The following is a 23,620-nucleotide window of genomic DNA, read 5'->3' as shown; positions in this document are numbered from 1 at the left end:
GATTTGCCTCAGCGGCCCCCTGGCGGGGCCGTGGGTGTGCGTGCGCCCGCCCGACGAGACGCATTCAGCGTGCCGTAGGGGTCCAAAGACTCGCGGCGATAGGCGCGGTCATATTCGTCTTCCTTGAAAAGCCGCCAGGAAAACAGCGATTTGCGCTTTCGGAATTCCAGATCTTCGGTCGCAAGGTCGGCGCGGACATTCCCATCGCGGCCCATGCGGCTGGCATGGTTGACCAGCGCACCGTCACCCGCAGGAACGCCTGCGGTCGGCGTCAGGCGCGATGGGTTGCCGCCAAGTGCCGCCACCGCATCCTGTTTGGGTGTCTGATCGGTACGATTTGCACCGCCGGGTGTAGGGGTGGGCAGTGCCGCAACGCTTTCAGGCGCGAGCAAAGGTTTTTTCGGCTCGATCGCGAATTCCTCGGGCGTGCCCCGATTGGTCCGCAAATCGTGCAGGGTTATGTCACGTTCATAGCCGCCACAGGCGGTCAGCGCCGCCATCGTTCCCAGCATCACCCAAATGCGCGGCCCTGTCATCGCCACCCTCCTGATCGTCGTTATGCCAGCCATATCCGATTGCTTGCCCAAGGTCACGGGGCGTTTTTTCGTCTTGTGTTGCCTGTGTCGTTTCCAGACTTGCCCGAGGGCTTGCGTGTTCCCGGAAACAGCACCAGCCCCAAAGCCCCCGCAAAGATCGCGATATCCGCCACGTTGAAGGCAAACGGGTTTTCGATCCCGCAACAGCTCATGTTCAGGAAATCCGCAACGGCACCATACAGCACCCTGTCAACGACATTGCCAAGCGCCCCGCCGATCAGCATCCCGGCCGCGATCTTGCCCCATTTTGCCGGCGGGTCGCGCCAGATCCAGACCAGCACGAACAGGACGATCGCCACGGCGATACCGATCAAAAGCCACCGGCCTGCATCGCTGTCGCCCTGAAAGAGGCCAAAGTTGACGCCCCGGTTCCACGCCATGCGGAAATTGAGCAACGGCGGAAGCACATCGATCTCGCCCAGCGTGCGCAGGTTCAGCACATGCACGACCAGCCATTTGGTGGCCTGATCCAGCAGAAAGGTCCAGAATCCCGCCCAGAACACCAGTTTCATGCCATCGCCTTTCGTTTGGCCAGATATGCGCGGCACCCCGTCAATGCCGGAAATGCCGCATACCGGTGAACACCATCGCGAGGCCCGCCTCATCCGCCGCTTTGATCACCTCATCATCGCGCATGGACCCGCCGGGCTGAATGACCGCCACGGCACCCGCCTCTGCCGCAGTCAACAGACCGTCGGGGAAGGGAAAGAACGCGTCCGACGCCACGACAGAGCCTTGCGTCAGCGGCGCGGACAGCCCCAGAACCTCGGCCATATCCAGCGATTTGCGCGCGGCAATGCGGGTGCTGTCAACGCGGCTCATCTGGCCCGCGCCCACACCGACCGTCGCGCCGTCCTTGACGTAGACAATGGCGTTCGATTTGACGTGTTTGGCGACTTTCCAGGCAAACAGCAGGTCGGCAAGCTGGGCATCCGTGGGAGCCTTTTTCGTCACCACCTTCAGATCGTCCAGCGTGATCGCGCCATTGTCACGGTCCTGCACCAGCATCCCGCCAGAGACCTGCCGATATGTCAGGCCGCCAAGCGCCGGGTCAGACAGCGCCTCGGTGGTCAACAGACGCAGGTTCTTTTTCCTGGCAAAGATGTCACGCGCGGCCTGATCGGCACCGGGGGCAATCACCACTTCGGTGAAGATCTCGGAAATCACCTCGGCCGTGTCCCCATCCAGCACGCCGTTGAGCGCGATGATCCCGCCAAAAGCCGATGTGCGATCACAGTCGAAGGCGCGCTGGTAGGCGTCCTTCAGCGTGTCGCCGCGCGCCACGCCGCAGGGATTGGCATGTTTGATGATCGCGCAGGCAGGGCCACCCTCGGGCAGAAACTCCGAGACCAGTTCAAAGGCCGCGTCGGTGTCGTTGATATTGTTATAGGACAGTTCCTTGCCCTGATGTTGCCGGGCCGTGGACACGCCGGGCCGGTTCACGCCATCCTTGTAGAAGGCTGCCGACTGGTGGGGGTTTTCGCCGTAGCGCAGCGACTGCGCCAGCGTCCCGGCAAAGACACGGCGGCGCGGGGTTGCCTCGCCCAGCGCATCGGCCATCCAGGTGGACACGGCTGCGTCATAGGCCCCCGTGCGGGCATAGGCGATCTGGGCCATCTTCTGGCGGAACGTATAGGTGGTCTGGCCGTCATTGGCATCGAGTTCGGCCAGAAGCGCATCGTAATCCTCGACATCCACGACCGTGGTGACAAAGCCGTGATTCTTCGCCGCAGCGCGGATCATCGCCGGGCCGCCAATGTCGATATTCTCGATGCAGGTGTCATAATCGGCCCCCTTGGCAACGGTTTCCTCGAACGGATAGAGGTTCACCACCAGCAGGTCGATCGCGCCGATGCCGTGTTCGTCCATCGCGGACACATGATCGGCATTGTCGCGCAGCGCCAGCAGGCCACCATGCACCATCGGGTGCAATGTCTTGACCCGGCCATCCATCATCTCGGGGAAGCCTGTCACCTCGGCCACGTCGCGGACGGCAATTCCCGCATCGCGGATCGCCTTGGCGCTGCCGCCGGTGGACAACAGCTCCACGCCGCGTGTCGCCAGCGCACGGGCCAGATCCACAAGGCCGGTCTTGTCGGAAACGGAGATCAATGCGCGTTGCACAGGGGCAGTATCGGGGGCAAGGGTAGTGGCGTGTTCGGTCATATGTCAGCGGTCCCAGATCAGCTTCAGGTCGATACCTCGATGTCGTCGCGGGCAAGATCGCGAATCGCGACTTTGGTGTCCTGCGGCTTGGCCAGCGACCATCGGATGCGCGTCGCATACCCCATGCTTCTGCCAGTTAAAACGATCTGTTTCGTCGCGCGGGGCCTCAGGCGACCTTTTTCCAGATAAACCGACGCCTCAAGCGCCAATTCAGCGCTTCCCTCGTGCCGAAACACCCAGACTTCGCCAGATCGCAGCGCCATCGACACGGCAGATCCCCCCAGATCAACGGCGCTGTCGACCTCTGGATGCAGGTGGAAGCGCAGGCTGAACGGGATGCCCTTGGCCTTCGCCGCACTCAATCGCCTGTCAAATTGCCGCTCGTCTGTTTCGTCTAGGGCGATCAACAGGTCTTCGCCGACAAGTCCGCTTCCGTCAAAGGTCAGTTCCAGCGTGCGGGCATGGGTCAGCCCGTGTGTCCGGCGATAGCCGTCATGCCCACCCTCGAACCGGATGCCATCGGGGGCGTGCGTGATCTGGATCGGCACGTCGCGCGGGATGTCCGCCAACGCCTCAAGCCGCGCCGCGCCGATCTTTCCCGCCTTGCCCAACCGCGCGCTGGAATAGCCGTCCAGCGTCAGCGTGCTATGCGACGGGGTGGCGCGTCCGGCCCGCCGCCAATCCTCACCAAAGACCGCACCAGAGCCGCAATTGACGATCAACGGACGGCGTCCCGAGGTCAGCTCGAACGCAAGGGTGGATGCATGCGCCTTGAGCGACGCGGTCCCCGAGGGTGGCGCTGCGGCATCGACGATCACGCTGGTGCGTCCGGCTGACAGTCGTGCATAGCCCATCGCCAGCCCGTCCGCGTGCCGGTTCTTGGCACCTGACGTGGCCAGCGCCTGATCCAGCCGCCCGTCAAGGCCGCGCCCGCCGCCATGAAACCGCGAAAGCCCGCCATCTGCGTGGCGCAACGTGCGCAGCGTCGGCGCGATGCGATCAATCGCATCCAGATGCGGCGCTTCCGGCAGCTTGCCGCACTCGTCCAATGCGGCACTTGCCCAGGTCAGCAAGGTGAAGACTTCTAGCAACTCTTCAGGATTGCGGGTCGGAATGCCGCCCTGCGCATCAACCTGACTGCGGCATTCGACACCAAGCGCAGATCGGGCTGGCAGGACGTAGCGCCCCATGCCGTCCAGCGCCAGACCGGCATAAAGCAGCCCGGTCAGCGCCTCGAACCGCGCCACGCCGGGGGGCGCGGCCTGCCAGCGACGGCCCAGAAAATTGCTTTGATGCGCGAGGCTTTGATAAAACTGTTGCGCTTGCGGGCGCTCGATCCCGTGCAGCAGGAACAGCGCATGATGTATCCAGCGAATCAGCCGCCGCCCCGTCAGCTCCGGCACCCAGCCCGGACCTTTGCCACGCCCGTAGCGCGCGACCCAGCCCCACAGCCAACGCTGCGCAAGCTCTCGTGCTGCCGGATCCCCGACCGCCGCCAGATCGTCCAGCCAGACGAAGCCGTGGATTTCTTCCTCGAAGGCGGCATCGGGCGGATCTAGATCCCAGAGCATCGCGCCCTTGGCCTCTAGCAGATGACCGGCGAATTGCAGGTTCCCCGCGATCAACTGGCGTCCCTTGGCATAGCTGCCGATGGTGCGAGGCTCTGGCTTTTGAGAAAATGCCGTGGCTGCTGCGGCCCGCGCGCTCAGACGCGCGTGCAATTGGTTCATCCAGCGCGTTCGCCGCGCTGACCAGCTTTCGGGGTCGGCCATTGATCGCCCTGCGCTCAATTTCGTGGCGGCCTCTACCGTGCCGCTTTCCGGGCGAAGTCTAGCCGCGAGCCGCCGTAAAGTCACCTTGGAATGCAGGGCAAATTTGCGCGATTCAGGCGCGTGTCAGAAGCGCCATGTAGAACCCGTCCATACCGCCCTGTTCGGCCCAATAATCGGGCCGCAGCCGCAGCCCGCCTTCTTCTGTTATCCAATCCGGGTCGATACCGTGCCCTTCGGGCGTGACGATCTTCAGTCCCGGATGGCGGGAAAGCGCCTCTTCGATCTGGCACTCTCCCTCGTCGGGAATCAGCGAGCAGGTGCAGAAAACCAGCCGTCCATTGGGCTTCAGTAGACCGATGGCATGGTCCAGAAGCGCCGATTGCAGCGCGATCAACGCAGCTATGTCGTCGCCTTCACGGGCATATGGCAGGTCCGGATGACGCCGGATGGTGCCGGTTGCGGAACAGGGCGCGTCCAGCAGGATGGCATCGTAACGGCCTTCATGTTCCAGCCCGTCCCCGACAACAATCGTGGCGTCCAGCCCGGTGCGCGCAAGGTTCTGGCGCACCCGGCCCATCCGGGTTTCCGACGCATCCAATGCAGTCACGGTAGCTTCGGTCGCGGCCAGTTGCATGGTCTTGCCGCCGGGTGCCGCGCACATGTCCAGAACCGCCTCGCCCGGCTGCGCGTTCAGCAGGCGGGCGGGCAAGGCAGCCGCAGCATCCTGCACCCAGAAATCGCCCGCATCATAGCCCGGCAAGGCCGAGACCTGCCCGCCTGACGCCAACCGAACCGACCCGGTGGGCAAGACCGTGCCGCCCGTCGCCTCGGCCAGTGCCTGAGGGTCGCCTTTTGCTGTCAGATCCAGCGGGGCACCCGCGAAATGCGCTGCTTCCATGGCCAGCACCGCCTCGCCGCCCCAGGCCGAAACCAGTGGCCCGCGCAGCCATTTCGGCAGACGCGGCACGCGCAGGATGGTCCATTCTTCCGGTGCCTTGTCGACCAGTTTGCGCAGGACCGCGTTGACCAGCCCTTTCATGTGGCGGGTCTTTGCGTTGCCCCCCACCAGCGTCACCGCCTCGTTGACCACGCCGTGCGCCGCGCCGCCCATGCACAGTTCCACAACGGCAAGCCGCAAGACGTTCTGTACGAAAACCGGCGGGGCCTTGCGCAAATGGGGCTTCAAAAGGCGGTCGGCCCGTTCCAATCCGCGCAGCACCTCCAAGGCCAGCCGCTGCGCGGTCGCCCGGTCTTGCGGGGCCATCGCCTGCCAGGCCGGGCCTTGGGTCGCTTCGGATAAAAGGTTGCGGTGTTCCAACACCTGTTCGAGCAGGCGCAAGGCCATACGACGCGCGCTCATCGGCTTTGGGGGCTGGCTCATGGCTTTTCTCCGGGCAAGGGCCGGGGTTGCTCCCGGATGAAGCGGGCGTATATCAGGGGGCAGACCACAAGGGAACATATGCAATGACCGAGTCCCAAAAGCCAAACCTGCCACCCGCTGCGCTGCGCGCATTGGCAGAGGCGGAAGAACGTCGCAAGGCGGCGGAAGCAAGCGGCAACTCATTTCCCAAGGAACTTGGCGGCAGAGATGGGCCTGAACCCGTGCGCTATGGCGACTGGGAAAACAAGGGGCTGGCGGTCGATTTCTGAGCGCGCCAGATTGCGGCAGTATTGGGACCGGACGGCCCGAGGAAATCTGGCCCGCTGCCTGAACTGGTTCTAAGCGGCACAACACCGTGGGGCGGTTGGCCGCCCAAAACGCGCATAAATACAGCGCCGCCCGACACGGCGGCGCGCATCGCGTTTGGGCGTCAGTCGTTCAACCCCAGCACGTCGATCATGTCATATTCACCGGGTGCCTTATCCTGTCCCCACAGCGCCGCACGCAGCGCGCCACGGGCAAAAAGCGACCGGTCCGACGCGAGGTGGCGCAGAACCAACCGTTCGCCCGGCCCGGCAAAGATCACGTCATGTTCGCCCACGACATCGCCACCCCGGATCGCCGAAAACCCGATATCGCCTTTTTTGCGCGCCCCGGTGATGCCGTCGCGACCGCGATCCGAGACATCATCAAGCGACACGCCGCGCCCCTCGGCGGCGGCCTCGCCCAGCATCAGGGCCGTGCCGGAGGGCGCATCGACCTTGCGGTTGTGATGCGCCTCGACCACTTCGATGTCGAACTCTTCATCCAGAGCGGCGGCAACCCGTTTGGTCAACTGCACCAGAAGATTAACCCCAAGGCTCATATTGCCGGCCCGCACGATCACCGCGTGATGCGCGGCGTGTTTGATCGCTTCCAGATCCTCGGGGGCCAAGCCGGTTGTGCCGATCACATGCACCGCACGGGCCTGAGCCGCGAGACCCGCGAATTCCACGGTCGCGGCGGGCGAGGTGAAGTCCACAACCGCCTGCGCGCGGGCAAACGCTTCCAGCGGATCATCCTCGACCAGCACGCCGACCGCTGAACCGCCCATCGCTTCGCCCACGTCACGACCCACCCAGTCGTGGCCGGGGCGTTCCAACGCACCCACCAGCTTCATCTTGTCGCTGTCGCCGATCATCCGGATCAGCATCTGCCCCATGCGACCAGAAGCCCCCGTCACCACAATTCCCGGCAGGTCCGTCATCATCCGCTCTCCTTCGCTTTGCGCCTGCATATCGAAGCTGCGACCGCTTGGCAAAGCCCCGTGAAAGGCATATGTGCCCAATCATGGCAAAGAACCGTTTCTCCGAGGGCGCTGGCCCGTCCCAAAGGCAACTTCGCGTCGGCGAGTTGATCCGGCGCACCCTGTCGGACGTGCTGGCGCGCGGCGACATCCACGATCCCGACCTCAATCGCATGTCGATCACGGTGGGCGAGGTGCGTACATCCCCGGACCTGAAAGTGGCAACAGCCTATGTGCTGCCGCTTGGCGGCAAGGGGCAGGACGTGGTGCTGGACCTGCTGAAACGCAATCAGGGCGAGCTGCGCCGCGCCGTTTCCAAGAAGCTGACGCTGAAATACGCGCCAGAGCTTCGGTTCCGTCTGGACGAGACATTCGACCGGATGGATGACACGCGCCGGCTGTTTGCTCAGGACGACGTGCGTCGCGATGTCGAAGACTAAGCGCGGAATCCTTGCAGCACTGTTTACCTGGCTGATCGCCGGTCCGGCTCTGGCCTTGGAATGCAGCGACCTGTCGCATGAAGGCAATGACTATACGATCTGCGAGGCGGATGCGTCGAAAGACGAGATCCGTCTGTTTCTCAACGCGCCTGACGGGTCTCTTTACGGGCATTTCTCCACCATCTCCGACGCTTTGGCCAAAGAGGGCGCAACACTTGGCTTTGCGATGAATGGCGGCATGTACCATGACGACCGTTCGCCCGTCGGCCATTATGTCGAAAACGGGCAGGAACAGATGCGCGTCATCCCCAATGCCGGTCCCGGCAACTTTGGCCTTCTGCCCAATGGCGTGTTCTGCGTCCGCGACGGTCGTGCAGATGTGTTTGAAACGCTGGACTATGTGGACAACGCTCCGGAGTGCCGATTTGCCACGCAATCCGGCCCGATGCTGGTAATAGACGGCGATCTGCACCCACGCTTTCTGCCGGACAGCACGTCGCGCTATATCCGCAACGGCGTTGGCACCGGCCCAGACGGCAAGCGCGTGGTCTTTGCGATTTCCAACAATGCCGTCACCTTTCACGAATTCGGCCTGCTGTTCCGGGATGTGCTGGACGTGCCCAATGCGCTGTTTCTGGATGGCAACATTTCGCGGATGTATTCACCACAGCTGGACCGCAGTGATTTTGGCTGGCGGCTTGGCCCCATCATCGGCGTTGTTGAACGGAATTGACGCCGCAGCGGGCATCCGCTAGGCCCGCGTTTTCTGTCCACACAGACTTGAGGAACTTATGGCACGCAAACGCAAGGGGCGCGATATTTCCGGCTGGCTGGTGATCGACAAACCCGCCGGGCTGACCTCGACCGCCGTGGTCAACAAGGTCCGTTGGGCGATGCAGGCCAAAAAGGCCGGACATGCCGGCACGCTGGACCCCGAAGCAACCGGGTTGCTGGCCGTGGCTCTGGGCGAGGCAACCAAAACGGTGCCGTATATCACCGACGCGCTCAAGGCCTATGAGTTCACTGTCAGGCTGGGTCAATCCACCAATACCGACGACGCCGAAGGCGAAGTGATCGCGCAAAGCGACGCGCGCCCCACGGACGAGGACATCAAGGACGCCTTGAGCGGTTTTGTCGGCGACATCATGCAGGTGCCGCCGCAATTCTCCGCCGTGAAGATCGACGGCGAACGCGCCTACAAGCGTGCCCGCGACGGCGAAGAGATGGAGATCGAGGCCCGCCCGCTTTGGGTCGAGGAACTGCTCCTGACCGACCGTCCGGATGCCGATACTGCGGTGCTTGAAATGACCTGCGGCAAGGGCGGTTATGTGCGTTCGATCGCGCGCGATCTTGGTGCGGCCCTTGGATGCCACGGCCATGTCGTCAGCCTGCGCAGGCTGTGGTCCGGCCCCTTCGATCTGGACGGCGCGCTGACGATGGAAGAGGTTGAAAAGCTGGCGCAGGATCCCGCGCTTGATGCGCATTTGCGTCCATTGGAGGTCGGTCTGGCCGATCTGCCCTGCGTGACCTGCCCCGCCGAATCCGCCGCGCGTCTGCGCAATGGCAATCCGGCCCTGGTATTGGCCAGCGGCGTGGAATACGGCGAGGAATGCTGGGCGGCGATGGATGGCGAAGCCGTCGCAGTCGGCCGTTACAAATCCGGCGAACTGCATCCAAGCCGCGTTTTTGTTCGCTGAGCATCACTCCGCGTTCCGGCTTGCATTTATCAGCCCCGCAGGTCAGGTCTTGACCCATGTTGCGCCGTGAACACGATATTGCGGGCTGCCGGTCAGTGGCGAATTATTCTGACGGCGCGCCCTATCGCGGCGGGCGAAGCATTCCACGCACCAAAATGTGGTTTCTTCCATGAATTTCATGGGCATGAAACGAAACCCCTGTGCTACTGACTGTTTCCTTCATTGGAGGAAAGAATGACGAAATCGAAGAAAAAGCATCTCGGCGACGAGGCGCATATGCTGCACGATCCCGGCGGCAAGGTACGAATCACTCTTCCGGACGGTGTGATCGGTGGCGCGACCTACTCCTCATGTGGCCGATACCGACAGGTCTTGACCCGCGACTGGACGCCAGAGGGCACAGAACCGCGAACCATCATGTTCGTCGGCCAAAACCCCTCTGTCGCCACGGCCGAGGTTTCGGACCCGACCTGTGACAGGGAAGTTGGCTTTGCCAGACGGTGGGGCTTCACCCGATATGTGAAGACCAACATGTTGGACTGGCGCGCCACCGAGCCGAAGAACGTTCCTCACGACCCCCGACAGGCGTGCAGCCAAGAAAATCTTGCGGCCATTCTTCGCGAAGTGGAGGATGCCGAGGAAATTCTGCTGGCCTACGGAAAACTACATAAACGCTTCGCGCCAATCGTCGGGAAGACGCTGGACGCGCTCAGAAAAACCGGAAAGCCGCTCAACTGTTTGAAGCTGAACAAGGACGGGTCCGCTGGCCATCCTCTTTATATCAGCAGCACGACCGAGCGTTTTCCATTTCCCGAGGCCTGACAAGCCGATCTCAAAGAAATCCGGCCAGTCCCATCCACGCCTTCCACCATGACCACCAAAGAAAGGCGCGCGCATGTCGGGTTTCTCCAACGGGCCTGGAAGTGTTCCCGACATGGGCGGACCATCTCTCACCCCAAACGGGTCGCCCGCGAATCTGACAGATGACCAATACCTAAACGCGCTATTTACCTGCTTATATAGTGGGCGTTGAAATTTTCGACACTCAGCGAAATCATGTCAGCGGGTATTTACGGGGTGTGTCATGCTTATGTTGGCGGGTTTGATGGGGATGATGGTGCTTGGTTCCGTTGTTTTGGTTTCGGATGACGGTTTGACCGACCAGGAGCCGCCCGAAGATGATGAGGAAGAGGAAGAGACTAACAGACCCGACGGCGCGGATGTGTTTTCAGTCGTTGTCAACAAGGACGGCACGGACACTCCTGAACCTTCGACTGATGGTACCTCAATCCTCGATCAGTGCATTCGCACGGAACCCCCAGCTTATGCCAACGAAGGTTCCGCCGACGTTATCGACGGCAAGGACGCAGACCAAATCATGAACGGTTTCGCCGGGCACCACATGATAGACGGCACCGATGGCGAGGATCAGATACGCGGGGAAGGCGGCGATGATACGCTGAACGGCGGTGAAGGCGACGATACGCTTCATGGCGGCGACGAGAACGACGTGCTGCATGGTGGCACCGGGGCGGACGATCTTTACGGAAATGACGGTGCCGACATGATATTCGGCGAACAGGGTGCCGATTCCGTAAATGGCGGCCTTGGCAATGATACGCTTGACGGCGGAAGCGGCAACGACGCGCTGCACGGACGGCATGATGACGATCGACTCACTGGCGGCGAAGGCGAAGATACCCTGTTTGGCGGATGGGGCGACGATACGCTCGACGGGCGGGACGACCAGCGTGATTACTTGAACGGCGGGGATGGCGACGATCATATTCGCGCTGCGGCTGATGACATCGCAAGCGGTGGCGAAGGCGCGGACAGCTTCTACTTTTCAGAGATAGAGGCCGGCAAGGACGCAGCCCAACTGATGGATTTTGACCCCGCCGAAGATATGCTGGTTGTTCTGTACGACGACGTGGCGGAGGACGATCCGGACATACAGATCGAACCGGATGATAAGGATGCCTCGCAGGTCAATCTGACCATTAACGGCGTGGTCGTGGCCCGGATGAACGGTGACGACGCCCCTTCGGTCAATCAAATCGTCCTTATGTCAGAGGCAAGCGCCAACAGCTTGTTCGGCACATAGACCGGCCGCCGGTCACGGTACAGGAAAAGCCTCGCGTTTTCTCTTTCCATCCTTTTCGATCTGCCCTATACGCGCGCATTCGCCCCGGCATCTGTCTGGGCGAAACTGCTCCACGGGCCTTGCTGGACGACATCCCGGCTCGCGCCATTCACACAAACCCTAAAGGAGACCCCGATGTCGATCACTGCTGAAGAAAAAACACGCCTGATGAAAGAATACGCGACCAAGGAAGGCGATACCGGTTCGCCCGAAGTACAGGTTGCCATTCTGACCTCGCGCATCACCACGCTGACCGAGCACTTCAAGACCCACAAGAAGGATAACCACTCGCGTCGTGGCCTTCTGATGATGGTTGCACAGCGCCGCAAGTTGCTGGACTACCTCAAGGCCAAGGACGAGGCCCGCTATCAGGATCTCATCAAGCGTCTGGGCATCCGCCGCTAAGGCACGCCCCCGTCGGCACTTCGCCGAGCGGACGTAATCTGGATTTGCTATTGGAAACGCCCGCCGCCGCGCGGGCGTTTGCTTGACAGCGCCCCCCGAAAGTCAGGCGTGGCATCAAAACGGCGATAAAAACCCCATCCGACCGCCGTTCCGACATCTGCACAAGATCGTTTATCTGACCGTCAGAACGGGACAGGACGAATGCGCAGTTAGCTACTGCGAGATATTCGCCCTGTAGAAGGCCGCGGAGGTTTCCAAGACCACGGCTTTCCGAAACGATCAGGTCCACGCCGTTCTGCTCGGCGTAACCGAGGATGGACTCGGTCGTGTCACCGGTCAGGAGACTGGTCGCGTCCGCTTCGTGCCCGGCGTCCTTGGCCCAAGCCTGCGCCTTTTCCATAACCGGCTTGCCAAGCGCATCGATACGTTCATGCATTGGCAGGCTCCAGCGACTCGCTGATTATACGCCTTGGCAAAGCACTACAGAAGCTTGCGCTGGATCAAACGCATACAGAACCTTCTGACTGCGAGCTTTGCAGATGCTCATAGCGCGACCGCATGAAACCAGCCAGCGGACAAGTGTAGTTGGCAATGCCGCCCCAATCCTTGTCACGCCGCGCCTGACACAAAGCCCTTTGAAGCCTCTCTTTCGATGAACCCTTCCCATCAAGCCTCGCTTGATGTATGGCCCGCGCATCTGAGACGTGACGCCCTGACCCTGGCGCATGCGATGATGATGGGGTCGGCGGCAATGGGGCCGCTATGCAATCGGGAGACCCGGAGGGCCGGGAGTGCTCCCTACAGGAAACGATATATGTTTAATGTAACGACGAAATCAATGCAGTGGGGCGAGGAAACGCTGACACTGGAAACGGGCAAGGTTGCCCGTCAGGCGGATGGCACGGTCATCGCCACTTTGGGCGAAACAAGCGTGATGGCCAACGTCACCTTCGCAAAGGCGCCCAAGCCCGGTCAGGACTTCTTTCCGCTGACCGTGCATTACCAGGAAAAATACTACGCTGCGGGCAAAGTGCCCGGCGGCTTCTTCAAGCGCGAAGCGCGTCCGACCGAGAAGGAAACGCTGACCGCGCGCCTGATCGACCGTCCGATCCGCCCGCTGTTTGTTCCGGGCTTCAAGCATGAAGTTCTGGTGATGTGCACCGTCCTTAGCCACGATCTGGTCAACGACCCCGACGTGGTTGCGATGATCGCGGCCTCTGCGGCCCTGACCATTTCCGGCGCGCCGTTCATGGGCCCGATTGCCGGCTGCCGCGTGGGTTATGTGGATGGCGATTACATCCTCAACCCCGAAGTCGAGGACATGCAGAACCTGCGCAACAATCCCGAGCAGCGGCTCGACCTGATTGTTGCCGGCACCAAAGATGCCGTGATGATGGTGGAATCGGAAGCCTATGAGCTGTCCGAAGAGGAAATGCTGGGCGCCGTCACTTTCGCGCATGAGCAGATCCAGCCGGTGGTCGACCTGATCATCAGCCTGGCCGAAGAGGCGGCAAAAGAGCCGTTCGACTTCCAGGCACCGGATTACTCGGACCTTTATGCTGCGATCAAGGCGGCGGGCGAGGACAAGATCCGTGCCGCTTATGCGATCACCGACAAGCAGGAACGCACCACAGCCGTTGCCGATGCCAAGGACGCGATCAAGGCGGCCCTGAGTGAAGAGCAGCTTGAGGATGCGAACCTCGGTTCCGCGCTGAAAAAGCTGGAAGCGTCGGTTCTGCGCGGCGATGTCGTCAAGACAGGCAAGCGCATCGACGGACGCGCACTGGACACCGTCCGCCCGATTGTCAGCGAAACCGGTTTCCTGCCGCGGACGCATGGCTCTGCCCTGTTCACCCGTGGTGAGACGCAAGGTCTTGTCGTGACCACGCTGGGCACCGGCGACGACGAACAGATGATCGACGCGCTGCACGGCACCTACAAGTCGAATTTCATGCTGCATTACAACTTCCCCCCCTATTCGGTGGGCGAAGTGGGCCGCGTGTCCGGACCGGGCCGTCGTGAGATTGGCCACGGTAAATTGGCTTGGCGCGCGCTTCAGGCGGTTCTGCCTGCCGCGACGGATTTCCCCTACACGATCCGTATCGTGTCGGAGATCACCGAATCCAACGGCTCCAGCTCGATGGCGTCGGTCTGCGGCGGCTCGCTGTCGATGATGGATGCGGGCGTTCCGCTGAAATCGGCTGTTGCCGGCGTTGCGATGGGTCTGATCCTTGAGGATGACGGCTCTTACGCGATCCTGACCGACATTCTTGGCGACGAGGATCACCTCGGCGACATGGACTTCAAGGTTGCGGGTACTGAAAACGGTATCACGTCGCTGCAAATGGACATCAAGGTTGCGGGCATCACGCCCGAGATCATGCAGAAAGCCCTGGCGCAAGCCAAGGACGGCCGGATGCACATCCTGGGCGAGATGTCCAAGGCGCTGACCGGTGCTGCGGAATTCTCTGTCCACGCGCCGCGCATCGAGACCATGCAGATCCCCACCGACAAGATCCGCGAAGTGATCGGGTCCGGCGGCAAGGTTATCCGCGAGATCGTTGAAGTGTCGGGTGCCAAGGTCGACATCAACGATGACGGCATCATCAAGATCGCATCGCCCAATGGCGAAGCGATCCAGAAAGCCTATGACATGATCCATTCGATCGTGGCAGAGCCGGAAGAGGGCAAGGTTTACAAGGGCAAGGTCGTGAAGATCGTCGATTTCGGTGCCTTCGTGAACTTCTTCGGCAAGCGTGACGGCCTTGTGCATGTCAGCCAGATCGAAAACCGCCGCCTGAACCATCCTTCGGACGTTCTGAAGGAAGGCCAGGAAGTGTTCGTCAAGCTGTTGGGCTTTGACGATCGCGGCAAGGTGCGTCTGGCGATGAAGATGGTCGATCAGGAAACCGGCGAAGAGGTCGTCGAAGAGAAAAAGAACGAAAACGCCGACGGCTGAAGCCGCTCCGTTTGAGTGACACGAAAGGCCCCGGTGGAAAAACCGGGGCCTTTTTGCATCGACGGATGCGGTTTTCTAACCCTTTGCTAACCAAATCATCGCAACGTTGGGGCAGAACTCATGTTCGAAAATGCTGCCATGTTGTCTGCCAACACTCAGCAGGATACCGGCGCAATCTTCCACCCAAGGGAAGGGCGCGCCATTGGTCCCGGAAGGCACGCCGGGGCCAAACACTTCCACAACAATGAATATCGGCTTGCTGGTCGTCTTAAATCCACCTCCGCGCGTTCAGATAATCTCGTCCTCATCAAACAGCGGTGCTGCGTCCATCGTCTCGGCAATGCCTTGCGACGCGGCTTCGGCATGGGCGATCTTCTTCGCCAATCCGATGTGAAACAGCGCGTCGCCCTCGTTGACAATCGGCAGGTTGGTTCGGCCGATCACGATGCCCGGCGCATCGGCGATCACTTCGGTCTCGGCCTCGCCGAACGGGTCAGAGATCAGACCCAGAACCGCGCCCTCTTCGACATAGTCTCCACTGGCCTTCAACGTCCGCAGCAAACCGCCCATAGGTGCCCGAGACCAGCTTGACCGCTCGCAATAGACGGGCTGGCGTCGTGCACGGGGCACGCCTTTTGCCCCGACCATGCCAAGCCTGTGCATGACCCGCAGGATGCCGGACACCCCTGCCCGCGCGGCATATTCGTCAAAACGCAGGCCCTCGCCCGCCTCGTATAGCAACACGTCAACGCCAAGCGCCTCTGCCTCTTGCCGCAGCGAACCATCGCGCAGTTTCGATGTCATGGTGACCGGGGCGGCAAAAGCCTCGCCCAATTCGCGCAGCCGGTCATTGCCGGGCGTCAGACGGATCTGCGGCAGGTTGGTGCGGCCCACAGCGGCAGAATGCAGGTCAATGCCCACATCGCAGCGTTGAACGATCTCGGTCAGAAACAGATGCGCCAGTCGCGCGGCCAGTGATCCTTCGGAATGGCCGGGAAAAGAGCGGTTCAGGTCGCGACGGTCGGGCAGATAGCGCGATTGCGAAATGAACCCGTATGCGTTCACGATCGGCACCGCGATCAGCGTGCCGGACAGACGTTGCACCGGGGCCGCGCGCAACAGACGACGCACGATCTCTGCGCCGATCACCTCATCCCCATGTACCAGCGCCGACACGAACATCACCGGACCATCCTTGCGCCCGTGAATGACATGCGCAGACATATTGACCGGCGTGTGATCCGACAACACGCTGACCGGCAGATCCACCGTCTGGCGCGTTCCCGGTGCGATCGTCGCATCGCCAAGCTGCATGCTGTCGCGTGTCATTGCGTTCCTCCGTGTGGGCCCAATCGGTCGGAGGATAGAATCAGGGCGATGCCGCAATCACAATACAAAACAGCCCGAAGCGTGCTTCTCTGCGCGCTTCGGGCCGGTCAGGTCACACTTGGTTTAGCTCGGTGTCTTGGCCATGCGCAGATAGGGAAGGACGGTCTTGAACTCTCCGAACTTCTCTTTCGCGGCAGCCTCGTCAAAGCTGGTGGGGATGACGACGTCATCGCCGACATTCCAGTTGGCCGGAGTCGCGACCGTATGCTTTGCCGCTGTCTGCAACCCGTCCAGCGCGCGCAGCACTTCGGCAAAGTTGCGGCCCACATTCATCGGGTAGGTCATCGACAGTTTCAGCTGCTTGTCCGGTCCGATGATGAAGACGGCGCGCACGGTGGCACTGTCATTCGGGGTGCGGCCATCGGGCATATAGGCCTCGGCAGGCAGCATGTCGAAGGCTTTGGACACTTCCAGCCCCTCATCGGCGATGATCGGGAACCCGGCATCGGTGCCCGCGACCTTCTCGATGTCTTTCTTCCAGCCCTTATGCTCTTCGACGCCATCGACGGACACGCCGATCACCTTGGTGCCGCGCTTTTCCCATTCCTCGGCAAGCTGAGCAACGGCCCCGAACTCGGTCGTGCAGACCGGGGTGAAATCCTTGGGATGACTGAACAGGATTGCCCAGTTGTCACCGATCCAGTCATGGAACTGAATGGTTCCGTGATCGGTTTCTGCTGTGAAATCAGGCACTGTATCGTTGATGCGCAAGCCCATGAGGAAACTCCTTTGCGGGTGTGAAGGCGAAACGTTGTAGCAATGATATATTTATCCGCAGCCGGGTTAAAACCGGCCGCTTGCGGGTTATGTCTTGCAGTGACAGAGTGCCGCGGAAAATCAGGAGGTCAAGCAATGATCGAGAAAAGACAATTCTACATCAACGGTGAATGGGTAGACCCGAAAGAAGGCCGCGATCACCAGGTCATCAACCCCACGACCGAGGAACCCTGCGCGGTGATCTCGCTGGGGGGGCAGGCTGACACCGATGCCGCCGTCGCCGCCGCCAGGGCTGCCTTTCCCGATTGGATGGCCACCGATCCCGCGCAGCGCATCGCGTTGGTCGAGAAGCTGCTGGAGATCTACAACGACCGTGCGGAAGAAATGGCACAGGCCATGAGCGTCGAGATGGGCGCGCCGATTGACATGGCGCGCAGCCAACAGGTTGGCGCGGGAACCTTCCACACCCAGAATTTCATCCGGGCCGCGAAGGAATTCGATTTCGTCCGCAAGCTCAACGACAAATCGCCGAACGACCGTATCATCTATGAACCGGTGGGCGTGGCGGCGTTGATCACCCCCTGGAACTGGCCGATGAACCAGGTCACGCTGAAAGTGGTCGCTGCGGCTGTTGCGGGCTGCACGATGGTGCTGAAGCCGTCCGAGGAAAGCCCGCTCAACGCACTGCTGTTTGCCGAGATGGTGGATGCGGCCGGGTTCCCGGCAGGCGTGTTCAACCTTGTGAATGGCGATGGCGCGGGCGTTGGCTCTCAGCTTTCGGCGCATGAGGATGTGGACATGGTCAGCTTCACCGGCTCGACCCGCGCGGGCAAGCTGATTTCGAAATCCGCCGCCGATACGCTCAAGCGCGTGCATCTGGAGCTTGGCGGCAAGGGTGCCAACCTGATTTTCGCCGATGCGGACGAGACGGCCGTGAAGCGCGGCGTGTTGCACATGATGAACAATACCGGGCAAAGCTGTAACGCGCCCAGCCGGATGATGGTCGAGGCCTCCGCCTATGATCGCGCTGTCGAAACCGCAACAGAGGTTGCCAACAACGTCACCGTGGGGCCTGCATCGGAAGAGGGTCGCCATATCGGGCCGGTCGTGAACGAGACCCAGTTCGGCAAGATCCAGGATCTGATCCAGAAGGGCATCGACGAAGGTGCACGGCTGGTGGCAGGCGGACCGGGACGGCCCGATGGCATGAACCGGGGCTTTTTCGTGCGCCCCACCGTCTTTGCCGACGTGACGCCCGACATGACCATCGCCCGCGAAGAGATCTTTGGCCCGGTCCTGTCGATGATGAAGTTCGATACCGAAGAAGACGCGGTTCGTCTTGCCAATGACACGCCTTACGGTCTGACCAACTATGTCCAGACGCAGGATGGCACACGCGCCAACCGCCTGGCGCGGCAGCTTCGGTCCGGCATGGTCGAGATGAACGGCCAAAGCCGGGGTGCCGGGGCACCTTTTGGCGGCATGAAGCAATCCGGCAATGGCCGCGAAGGCGGCGTCTGGGGGATCGAGGATTTCCTGGAGGTCAAAGCCGTCGGGGGCTGGTCCAACGACGCTGCCGAATAAACGACTCGCGTTCCGGTACGGGGGTTATGCCCCCGTCCTACGCGGCGACGGCGTCAGGGACCGTGCAGGACAAAGGCGCGCCACAAGCAGGCCGTGCCTAGAACGGTGCCGGGCTGCGGAATTTCATGCCGATGCCGCCTTCGGGATGACGCAGACGTAGCTCTTCGGAATGCAGCATCATGCGGGAATGCTCTGCAACGCTGTCAGCGGCATAAAGCGGATCGCCAAGGATCGGGTGGCCGAGCGACAACATATGCACCCGCAATTGGTGACTCCGCCCCGTCTTGGGCATCAGGTGGACGCGGGTTTCGGTATCATCTGCCCGCACCACCCGCCAATCGGTCAGCGCATTGCGTCCGTTTTCATGGTCGATCATCTGGCGCGGACGGTTTGGCCAGTCAACGCCGATTGGCAGGTCAATCGTGCCGGTTTTTGGCTCCAGCCGTCCGGCGACGCGGGCCAGATAGGTCTTTTTCGTCTGGCGCTTCTCAAATTGCAGCCCAAGATGGCGTTGCGCATGCGGGGTCAGCGCAAATACCATGACGCCCGAGGTGTCACGATCCAGCCGATGCACCAGCAGCGTCTGAGGAAAGGCCTCTTGCAAGCGGGTAAGCAGGCAGTCAGCAAGATGTTCGCCCTTGCCCGGCACAGACAGCAGGCCCGCTGGCTTGTCGGCGACCAGGATCTGATGATCTTCATGCAGGATATTTAGCGGATCGGTCGGGGGGGTGTAATCGCTGGCCATGGCCGTGTGCTTACTGCGCATGGTCAGCAGCGTCCAGCGGCACCGTCAACAGCCCCACGGAATAACGCCGCTGTTCACCTGCATCCTCACAACCTGTGTCCTGCCCCCAATGCGTCAGCGTGTCAAAAATGCACGGGGCATTATCATTTCTCTGTCAAACGATGCGGTGTCCTGCGGTACGCAGCCGCATGGCCAGCTCTGCGATATGGGCAGGACCAACCTCGCAGCAGCCGCCGACAATACTGGCACCCTGATCGACCCACCCCATGGCAAAATCGGCATAGGCGGCGGGTGTCAGATCCACGCGATCCTGAAGCGCATCCACTGTCGGGCGGTCTTGCAGGAACGCCTCCGTGATCCGCACAAAGCCGTTGGCAAAGGCACCGAACGGCGTGCCGAATCCACGCAGGATTTCCAGCGCGGGGGCCACGGATTCAGGCCGTGTGCAGTTGATCAACACGGCCTGCGGGGCGTGGCGAACGACAATCGGTGCCACCTCTTCCAATGGCTCGCCAGAGCGCAGGCGCGTGCCGTCCTCATCCATCACGCTCAACGCAAGCCAGGCGGGCTTGCCGCTGCGGGCAATCGCGCGCAGCGCCCCATCGGCCTGATCGACCGATGACATGGTCTCGGCGATGAACAGATCCACGAAAGGCGCAAGTCCCGCGACGGTGGGGCGATACGCCTTTGCTGCCTCTGCCGCAGGCGGGCACAGATCCGGACGGTAGGACGCGGCCAGTGGCCCCAACGCACCGGCCACGCGCCCTGCCCCATAAGCATCGCGCGCCGCCGCTGCCGTGCCGCCCGCAAGGTACAGCAAGGCGTCCAACTGATCCTCTATCCCCGCCGCGCGCAGACGGTCGGCGACGACCGGGTAGCTGTTGGTCGTGGCCACGGTGGCACCCGCATTGAAATACGCATCGTGCAATTCTCGCAGAAGCTGCGGATGGTCGGCCATGACAGAGGTAGACCACAAAGGCGTTGGCGGCTCGGCCGAACGAATGACCAGCTCTTGCCCGATAGAGCCATCCAGAAGCGTTACATCCTGTTTCATGGCACTTTCCTTATGGACGCGTTCCGACACCGGGCTGACAGCGCAACCCACAACCAACATGACGGATTGCTGAGTGTGACATAACACCGGCGGACCGTGGGGACGCAAACGGAAACTGGATTCCTTTGCCACCCTTCCCTTCCGCGCGACGCTCCCCTATTGCGTCAGCGCAACGAAACGGAGCACCCATATGTCGCATGTCATTCTGATCCGGCACGGTCAGGCCAACACCGCCGCCCGCGACGAACGCAACTATGATCGGCTGAGCGATCTGGGCTGGCAGCAAGCCCGGTGGCTGGGCGCGCATCTGCGCGGATCGGGCGAGCGGTTTGCCCGCAGCTATACCGGGACGCTGACGCGGCATGTCGAGACCAACAAGGGGATCGACCCTGATTGTGTCGCGGAAACAATCCGCGATCCGCGCCTGAACGAGCTGGAATATTTCACCATGGCGCAGCTATTTGCCGAACAGCACGGTCAAACGGTGCCAGAGGACCGCGAACGGTTCATTGACCACCTGCCACAGCTTTTCGGGGCGTGGAAAGATGGCATGCTGAAGGGCGCGCCGGAGAGCTTTGACAATTTCGAAAACCGCGTCGGTGAAGCGCTGCACGAGATCTCCGCAGGTGACGGCCGGGCCATTGTCGTGACCTCGGGCGGGCTGATCGGCATGGCAATGCGGGTGACGATGCGGCTGGACATGGCGGCGTTTTCGCATGCCTGTCTGGCCATCAAGAACACGTCGCTGCATGCGTGGCAGCCGCTATCCACCGGTCTTGCGCTGACACAGTTCAACGCGACGCCGCATCTGGAAACCCCTGATCGCCAGTTTGCACAGACGCATCTTTAGGGTCTGCCTACGCCCAGCCTTCTGCTGTTCATGCGTCTTGCACCTGCGTCGCCACGAATATGATGCGTTTGCGTCGCGCCATCTGGTCCGCACTAAACGGGTTCGGTGATTACAGTCGGCCGTCCGTCAGGACTTGCCCAGCTTTGGCGAGGCCCGATCCAGCGCCAGATCGGCATCCGAGAAGCGGAAGGGCGAGCGGATGCCGGGTATGCCATCGGGTGCGATCTGCATACCGCGAGACTGGACCTGGGGGTCGGCCATGACCTCGGCCATGTCGTTGATCGGGCCCGCCGGTATGCCCTGAGCCTCGCAGGCCGCCAGCAGGGACAGCTTGTCGAAACGGCGCGTCGCCTCGGTCAGGTGCCGGGTCAGTTCCTCGCGGTTTTGCACGCGGTCCGCGTTGGTCAGGTAGGCAGGGTCTTCGGCCAACGCGTCCAATCCCAACGCCGCACAAAGCCTTCGGTATTGCCCGTCATTGCCGGTGGCGATGATGATATGACCATCCGAACAATCAAACACCTGATAGGGCGTCAGGTTGGGATGAAGATTGCCGATGCGCCCCGGCGACGTACCTGTCGCGAGATAATTCATTGCCTGATTCGCCGTGGCAGCCACCGCGCAATCCAGAAGCGCCATGTCGATATGCTGTCCCTTGCCGGTCTGGCCGCGCTGGTGCAGCGCCGCCAGAATGCCGGTGACCGAATACAACCCGGTGAACAGATCGGTGATCGCCACGCCCGCGCGCTGCGGCTGGCCATCGGGATCGCCGGTGATCGACATCAGACCGGACATGCCCTGAATGATGTAGTCATAGCCCGCCCGGTGCGCATAGGGACCGTCCTGCCCGAAACCGGTGATCGAACAATAGATAAGGCCGGGATTGACCTGCGAAAGACTGGCATAATCCAGCCCGTATTTCGCCAAACCGCCGACCTTGAAATTCTCGATCAGGATGTCGGCATCCTTGACCAATTCGCGCAGTTCCGCCTGACCATCGGCGCTTGCAATATCAATCACGACAGAGGATTTGCCGCGATTGCAAGCATGGAAATAGGCCGCTGTAAGCTCGCCTTCGCGGTCGATGAAAGGCGGGCCCCAAGCGCGGGTGTCATCGCCGGACGCAGCCTCGATCTTGGTGACGTCGGCACCCAGATCCGCAAGCGTCTGACCGGCCCAGGGGCCGGCCAGAATACGGGCGAGTTCGATGACCTTCAGACCGGCCAGCGGCCCGTTGGGGGCCGAAACGCTCATTCCGCCAGTGCTTCGTCCAGCAGGGCCGACAGGTCTGCGTAGTTCATGTTGGGGTGCTTTTCACCATTGATGAACAGCGTGGGCGTCGAGCTGACATCATCGGCGGTTGCGTTTTCCTGATACCACGCAACCAGCGCACGCAGCTTGCCTGCATCGTTCAGGCAGGAGTCAAGCGCATCGTTTTCAATGCCAGCCAGCAAACCGATCTTGCGCAGCTCTCCGGCGATGGCCCCATCGCCGCCCGCACGGGCCCATTCGCTTTGGCCCTTGAACATCAGCTCAGTAATGCCGAAGAATTTCTCTGGCCCCGCGCAACGCGCGATCATCGACGCCCAGACGCCGTATTTGTCGAAATAGACCTCGCGGAAGACGAACTTGACCTTGCCGGTATCGATGTAGTCTTTCTTGAGCTGCTTATACGGACCCTCGTGAAAGTTGGCGCAATGCGGGCAGGTGAAGGATGCGTATTCCATCAGGGTCACCGGCGCGTCCTCGGCACCCTGCACCATTTCGACAATCTCGATCTGGGGGTCTTCGGCTGCGGTCTGCGCGCGTGTCGCGCCGGGCAGAACGGCGACAAGCCCGGCGGTTGCAAGAAACAGCGCAGCGGCTGCGGTGGAAAGGATACGGGTCATGCGTGACCTCCAGTTTGGTGTTTTAGCGTTTGGGCCGGGACAGAACATTCTGCCCAAGCCGTTCGAGAGCGGCGCGCAGCCCCTCGTCAGCGACACCGTCCGCAGTCTCTGCGGCGGCGCGGGTGATGGTCGGATCGGGTGCCTTGGGCGCGGCTTTGGGCGCATGGGCAAACTGCACCTGACCATCGGCAAACCCGGTGGCCGCCGTTTGCGTGACCCGGATCCGCGCGATGGCATTGAAACCGTAGACCGCGTTGACCCGTCCCCGGATGGTTTCCTTCTGCATTTCCAGCATCGGAGCCTGCGCGCCCGTGGTCAGCAAGGTCAGTGTAGCGCCCATGCCGCCACGGCCATAGCTGATCTCGACCGGACGGGACATCGCGGCGACATCCTCGCCGGCGATCTCGGCCCAATGGGTCAGCACCCGCGATTGCGCAAAACCGCGGCTTTCGCTGGCCTTGCTGATCCGGCTGCGCAACAAGGACGATGTGCGCGCGAATCCGTAAGTGCTGGTGTTGCGTTGGCTCATGCCTTGAATCCCTTGCCTCGAC

24 protein-coding genes are annotated in these 23,620 nt (G+C 61.7%); 10 read left to right on the top strand and 14 right to left on the bottom strand.

The features are described from left to right. Window positions 1-8: 8 nt before the first annotated feature. From DMZ65_RS07615 to DMZ65_RS07595, 5 genes are all read right to left on the bottom strand, one after another. Window positions 9-536 carry a DUF3035 domain-containing protein gene (locus DMZ65_RS07615; protein WP_116598302.1) on the bottom strand — a complete coding sequence of 176 codons (528 nt, stop codon included), beginning with the start codon at window positions 534-536 and terminating at the stop codon, window positions 9-11. Window positions 537-589: 53 nt separating this feature from the next. Further along, the gene (lspA, locus tag DMZ65_RS07610) at window positions 590-1,108 is read right to left on the bottom strand and encodes a signal peptidase II (protein ID WP_116598428.1); all 519 of its coding nucleotides are present in this window, start codon (window positions 1,106-1,108) and stop codon (window positions 590-592) included. Between the two features lie 40 nt (window positions 1,109-1,148). Then, complete coding sequence (gene purH / locus DMZ65_RS07605; protein ID WP_116598301.1) at window positions 1,149-2,762, bottom strand: bifunctional phosphoribosylaminoimidazolecarboxamide formyltransferase/IMP cyclohydrolase; 1,614 nt, start codon at window positions 2,760-2,762, stop codon at window positions 1,149-1,151. Window positions 2,763-2,785: 23 nt separating this feature from the next. Continuing rightward, a complete protein-coding gene (locus DMZ65_RS07600; protein ID WP_116598300.1) occupies window positions 2,786-4,534 on the bottom strand; it encodes a heparinase II/III family protein in 1,749 nt (582 codons plus the stop codon). 112 nt (window positions 4,535-4,646) lie between these two features. Next, the gene (locus tag DMZ65_RS07595) at window positions 4,647-5,915 is read right to left on the bottom strand and encodes an RsmB/NOP family class I SAM-dependent RNA methyltransferase (protein ID WP_116598299.1); all 1,269 of its coding nucleotides are present in this window, start codon (window positions 5,913-5,915) and stop codon (window positions 4,647-4,649) included. A gap of 83 nt (window positions 5,916-5,998) precedes the next feature. Here DMZ65_RS07595 and DMZ65_RS07590 point away from each other — a divergent pair, with 83 nt between their 5' ends. Further along, entirely contained in the window at window positions 5,999-6,184 is a 186-nt protein-coding gene (locus DMZ65_RS07590) for a DUF1674 domain-containing protein (protein ID WP_116598427.1), read from the top strand. Between the two features lie 161 nt (window positions 6,185-6,345). Here DMZ65_RS07590 and dapB read toward each other — a convergent pair whose 3' ends face one another. Continuing rightward, on the bottom strand, window positions 6,346-7,161 hold the full coding sequence (gene dapB, locus DMZ65_RS07585) for a 4-hydroxy-tetrahydrodipicolinate reductase (RefSeq protein ID WP_116598426.1): 816 nt from the start codon (window positions 7,159-7,161) through the stop codon (window positions 6,346-6,348). A gap of 83 nt (window positions 7,162-7,244) precedes the next feature. Between dapB and rbfA the strand changes: the two genes are divergently transcribed. The 6 genes from rbfA to rpsO all read left to right on the top strand — a co-directional run bounded on the left by rbfA (window position 7,245) and on the right by rpsO (window position 11,885). Continuing rightward, window positions 7,245-7,640 (top strand): 30S ribosome-binding factor RbfA, encoded by a 396-nt coding sequence (gene rbfA / locus DMZ65_RS07580; protein ID WP_116598298.1) that lies wholly within the window; start codon window positions 7,245-7,247, stop codon window positions 7,638-7,640. Continuing rightward, the gene (locus DMZ65_RS07575; RefSeq protein WP_116598297.1) at window positions 7,627-8,373 is read left to right on the top strand and encodes a phosphodiester glycosidase family protein; all 747 of its coding nucleotides are present in this window, start codon (window positions 7,627-7,629) and stop codon (window positions 8,371-8,373) included. The genes rbfA and DMZ65_RS07575 overlap by 14 nt, the downstream gene beginning before the upstream one ends. 58 nt (window positions 8,374-8,431) lie before the next feature. Next, window positions 8,432-9,337, top strand: coding sequence for a tRNA pseudouridine(55) synthase TruB (gene truB / locus DMZ65_RS07570; protein WP_116598296.1), 906 nt, complete (start codon window positions 8,432-8,434; stop codon window positions 9,335-9,337). 234 nt (window positions 9,338-9,571) lie between these two features. Next, a complete protein-coding gene (locus DMZ65_RS07565; RefSeq protein ID WP_232824924.1) occupies window positions 9,572-10,159 on the top strand; it encodes a DUF1643 domain-containing protein in 588 nt (195 codons plus the stop codon). Between the two features lie 262 nt (window positions 10,160-10,421). Continuing rightward, window positions 10,422-11,441, top strand: coding sequence for a calcium-binding protein (locus tag DMZ65_RS20015; protein WP_116598295.1), 1,020 nt, complete (start codon window positions 10,422-10,424; stop codon window positions 11,439-11,441). A gap of 174 nt (window positions 11,442-11,615) precedes the next feature. After that, on the top strand, window positions 11,616-11,885 hold the full coding sequence (gene rpsO / locus DMZ65_RS07555) for a 30S ribosomal protein S15 (RefSeq protein WP_116598294.1): 270 nt from the start codon (window positions 11,616-11,618) through the stop codon (window positions 11,883-11,885). Here the strand turns inward: rpsO and DMZ65_RS07550 are convergent. Further along, complete coding sequence (locus DMZ65_RS07550) at window positions 11,860-12,321, bottom strand: universal stress protein (RefSeq protein WP_116598293.1); 462 nt, start codon at window positions 12,319-12,321, stop codon at window positions 11,860-11,862. The genes rpsO and DMZ65_RS07550 overlap by 26 nt on opposite strands. Before the next feature lie 378 nt (window positions 12,322-12,699). Here DMZ65_RS07550 and pnp point away from each other — a divergent pair, with 378 nt between their 5' ends. Continuing rightward, complete coding sequence (gene pnp, locus DMZ65_RS07545; RefSeq protein WP_116598292.1) at window positions 12,700-14,844, top strand: polyribonucleotide nucleotidyltransferase; 2,145 nt, start codon at window positions 12,700-12,702, stop codon at window positions 14,842-14,844. A 288-nt stretch (window positions 14,845-15,132) separates the two neighbouring features. Here the strand turns inward: pnp and DMZ65_RS07540 are convergent, their stop codons facing one another. Further along, complete coding sequence (locus DMZ65_RS07540) at window positions 15,133-16,173, bottom strand: succinylglutamate desuccinylase/aspartoacylase family protein (protein WP_116598291.1); 1,041 nt, start codon at window positions 16,171-16,173, stop codon at window positions 15,133-15,135. Window positions 16,174-16,296: 123 nt separating this feature from the next. Further along, a complete protein-coding gene (locus DMZ65_RS07535; protein WP_116598290.1) occupies window positions 16,297-16,950 on the bottom strand; it encodes a peroxiredoxin in 654 nt (217 codons plus the stop codon). Between the two features lie 135 nt (window positions 16,951-17,085). Here DMZ65_RS07535 and DMZ65_RS07530 point away from each other — a divergent pair, with 135 nt between their 5' ends. Continuing rightward, complete coding sequence (locus DMZ65_RS07530) at window positions 17,086-18,534, top strand: aldehyde dehydrogenase family protein (RefSeq protein ID WP_116598289.1); 1,449 nt, start codon at window positions 17,086-17,088, stop codon at window positions 18,532-18,534. Between the two features lie 97 nt (window positions 18,535-18,631). Here DMZ65_RS07530 and DMZ65_RS07525 read toward each other — a convergent pair whose 3' ends face one another. Beyond that, window positions 18,632-19,279, bottom strand: a complete 648-nt coding sequence (locus DMZ65_RS07525) for an RluA family pseudouridine synthase (RefSeq protein WP_116598288.1) — start codon at window positions 19,277-19,279, stop codon at window positions 18,632-18,634. Between the two features lie 154 nt (window positions 19,280-19,433). Then, a complete protein-coding gene (locus DMZ65_RS07520; protein ID WP_116598424.1) occupies window positions 19,434-20,333 on the bottom strand; it encodes a homocysteine S-methyltransferase family protein in 900 nt (299 codons plus the stop codon). Window positions 20,334-20,523: 190 nt separating this feature from the next. Here DMZ65_RS07520 and DMZ65_RS07515 point away from each other — a divergent pair, with 190 nt between their 5' ends. Then, window positions 20,524-21,183: a histidine phosphatase family protein gene (locus tag DMZ65_RS07515; RefSeq protein WP_116598287.1), complete on the top strand. Its 660-nt coding sequence runs from the start codon at window positions 20,524-20,526 to the stop codon at window positions 21,181-21,183. Between the two features lie 126 nt (window positions 21,184-21,309). On the opposite strand, the gene DMZ65_RS07510 is transcribed toward DMZ65_RS07515, so the two are convergent. Genes DMZ65_RS07510 through DMZ65_RS07500 form a run of 3 tightly spaced genes read right to left on the bottom strand, consistent with a single transcriptional unit; the run spans window position 21,310 to window position 23,598 of the window. Beyond that, window positions 21,310-22,434, bottom strand: coding sequence for a CaiB/BaiF CoA transferase family protein (locus DMZ65_RS07510; RefSeq protein ID WP_116598286.1), 1,125 nt, complete (start codon window positions 22,432-22,434; stop codon window positions 21,310-21,312). Next, the gene (locus DMZ65_RS07505; RefSeq protein WP_116598285.1) at window positions 22,431-23,069 is read right to left on the bottom strand and encodes a DsbA family protein; all 639 of its coding nucleotides are present in this window, start codon (window positions 23,067-23,069) and stop codon (window positions 22,431-22,433) included. Before DMZ65_RS07505 ends, DMZ65_RS07510 begins: the two co-directional genes overlap by 4 nt. Before the next feature lie 22 nt (window positions 23,070-23,091). Next, the gene (locus DMZ65_RS07500) at window positions 23,092-23,598 is read right to left on the bottom strand and encodes a DUF721 domain-containing protein (protein WP_116598284.1); all 507 of its coding nucleotides are present in this window, start codon (window positions 23,596-23,598) and stop codon (window positions 23,092-23,094) included. Between the last annotated feature and the right edge of the window lie 22 nt (window positions 23,599-23,620).

It is taken from the genome of Primorskyibacter marinus, from assembly GCF_003313245.1.
In the GTDB taxonomy this organism is placed as follows: Bacteria; Pseudomonadota; Alphaproteobacteria; order Rhodobacterales; family Rhodobacteraceae; genus Primorskyibacter; species Primorskyibacter marinus.
This window is presented reverse-complemented; position numbering and strand designations above follow the sequence as displayed.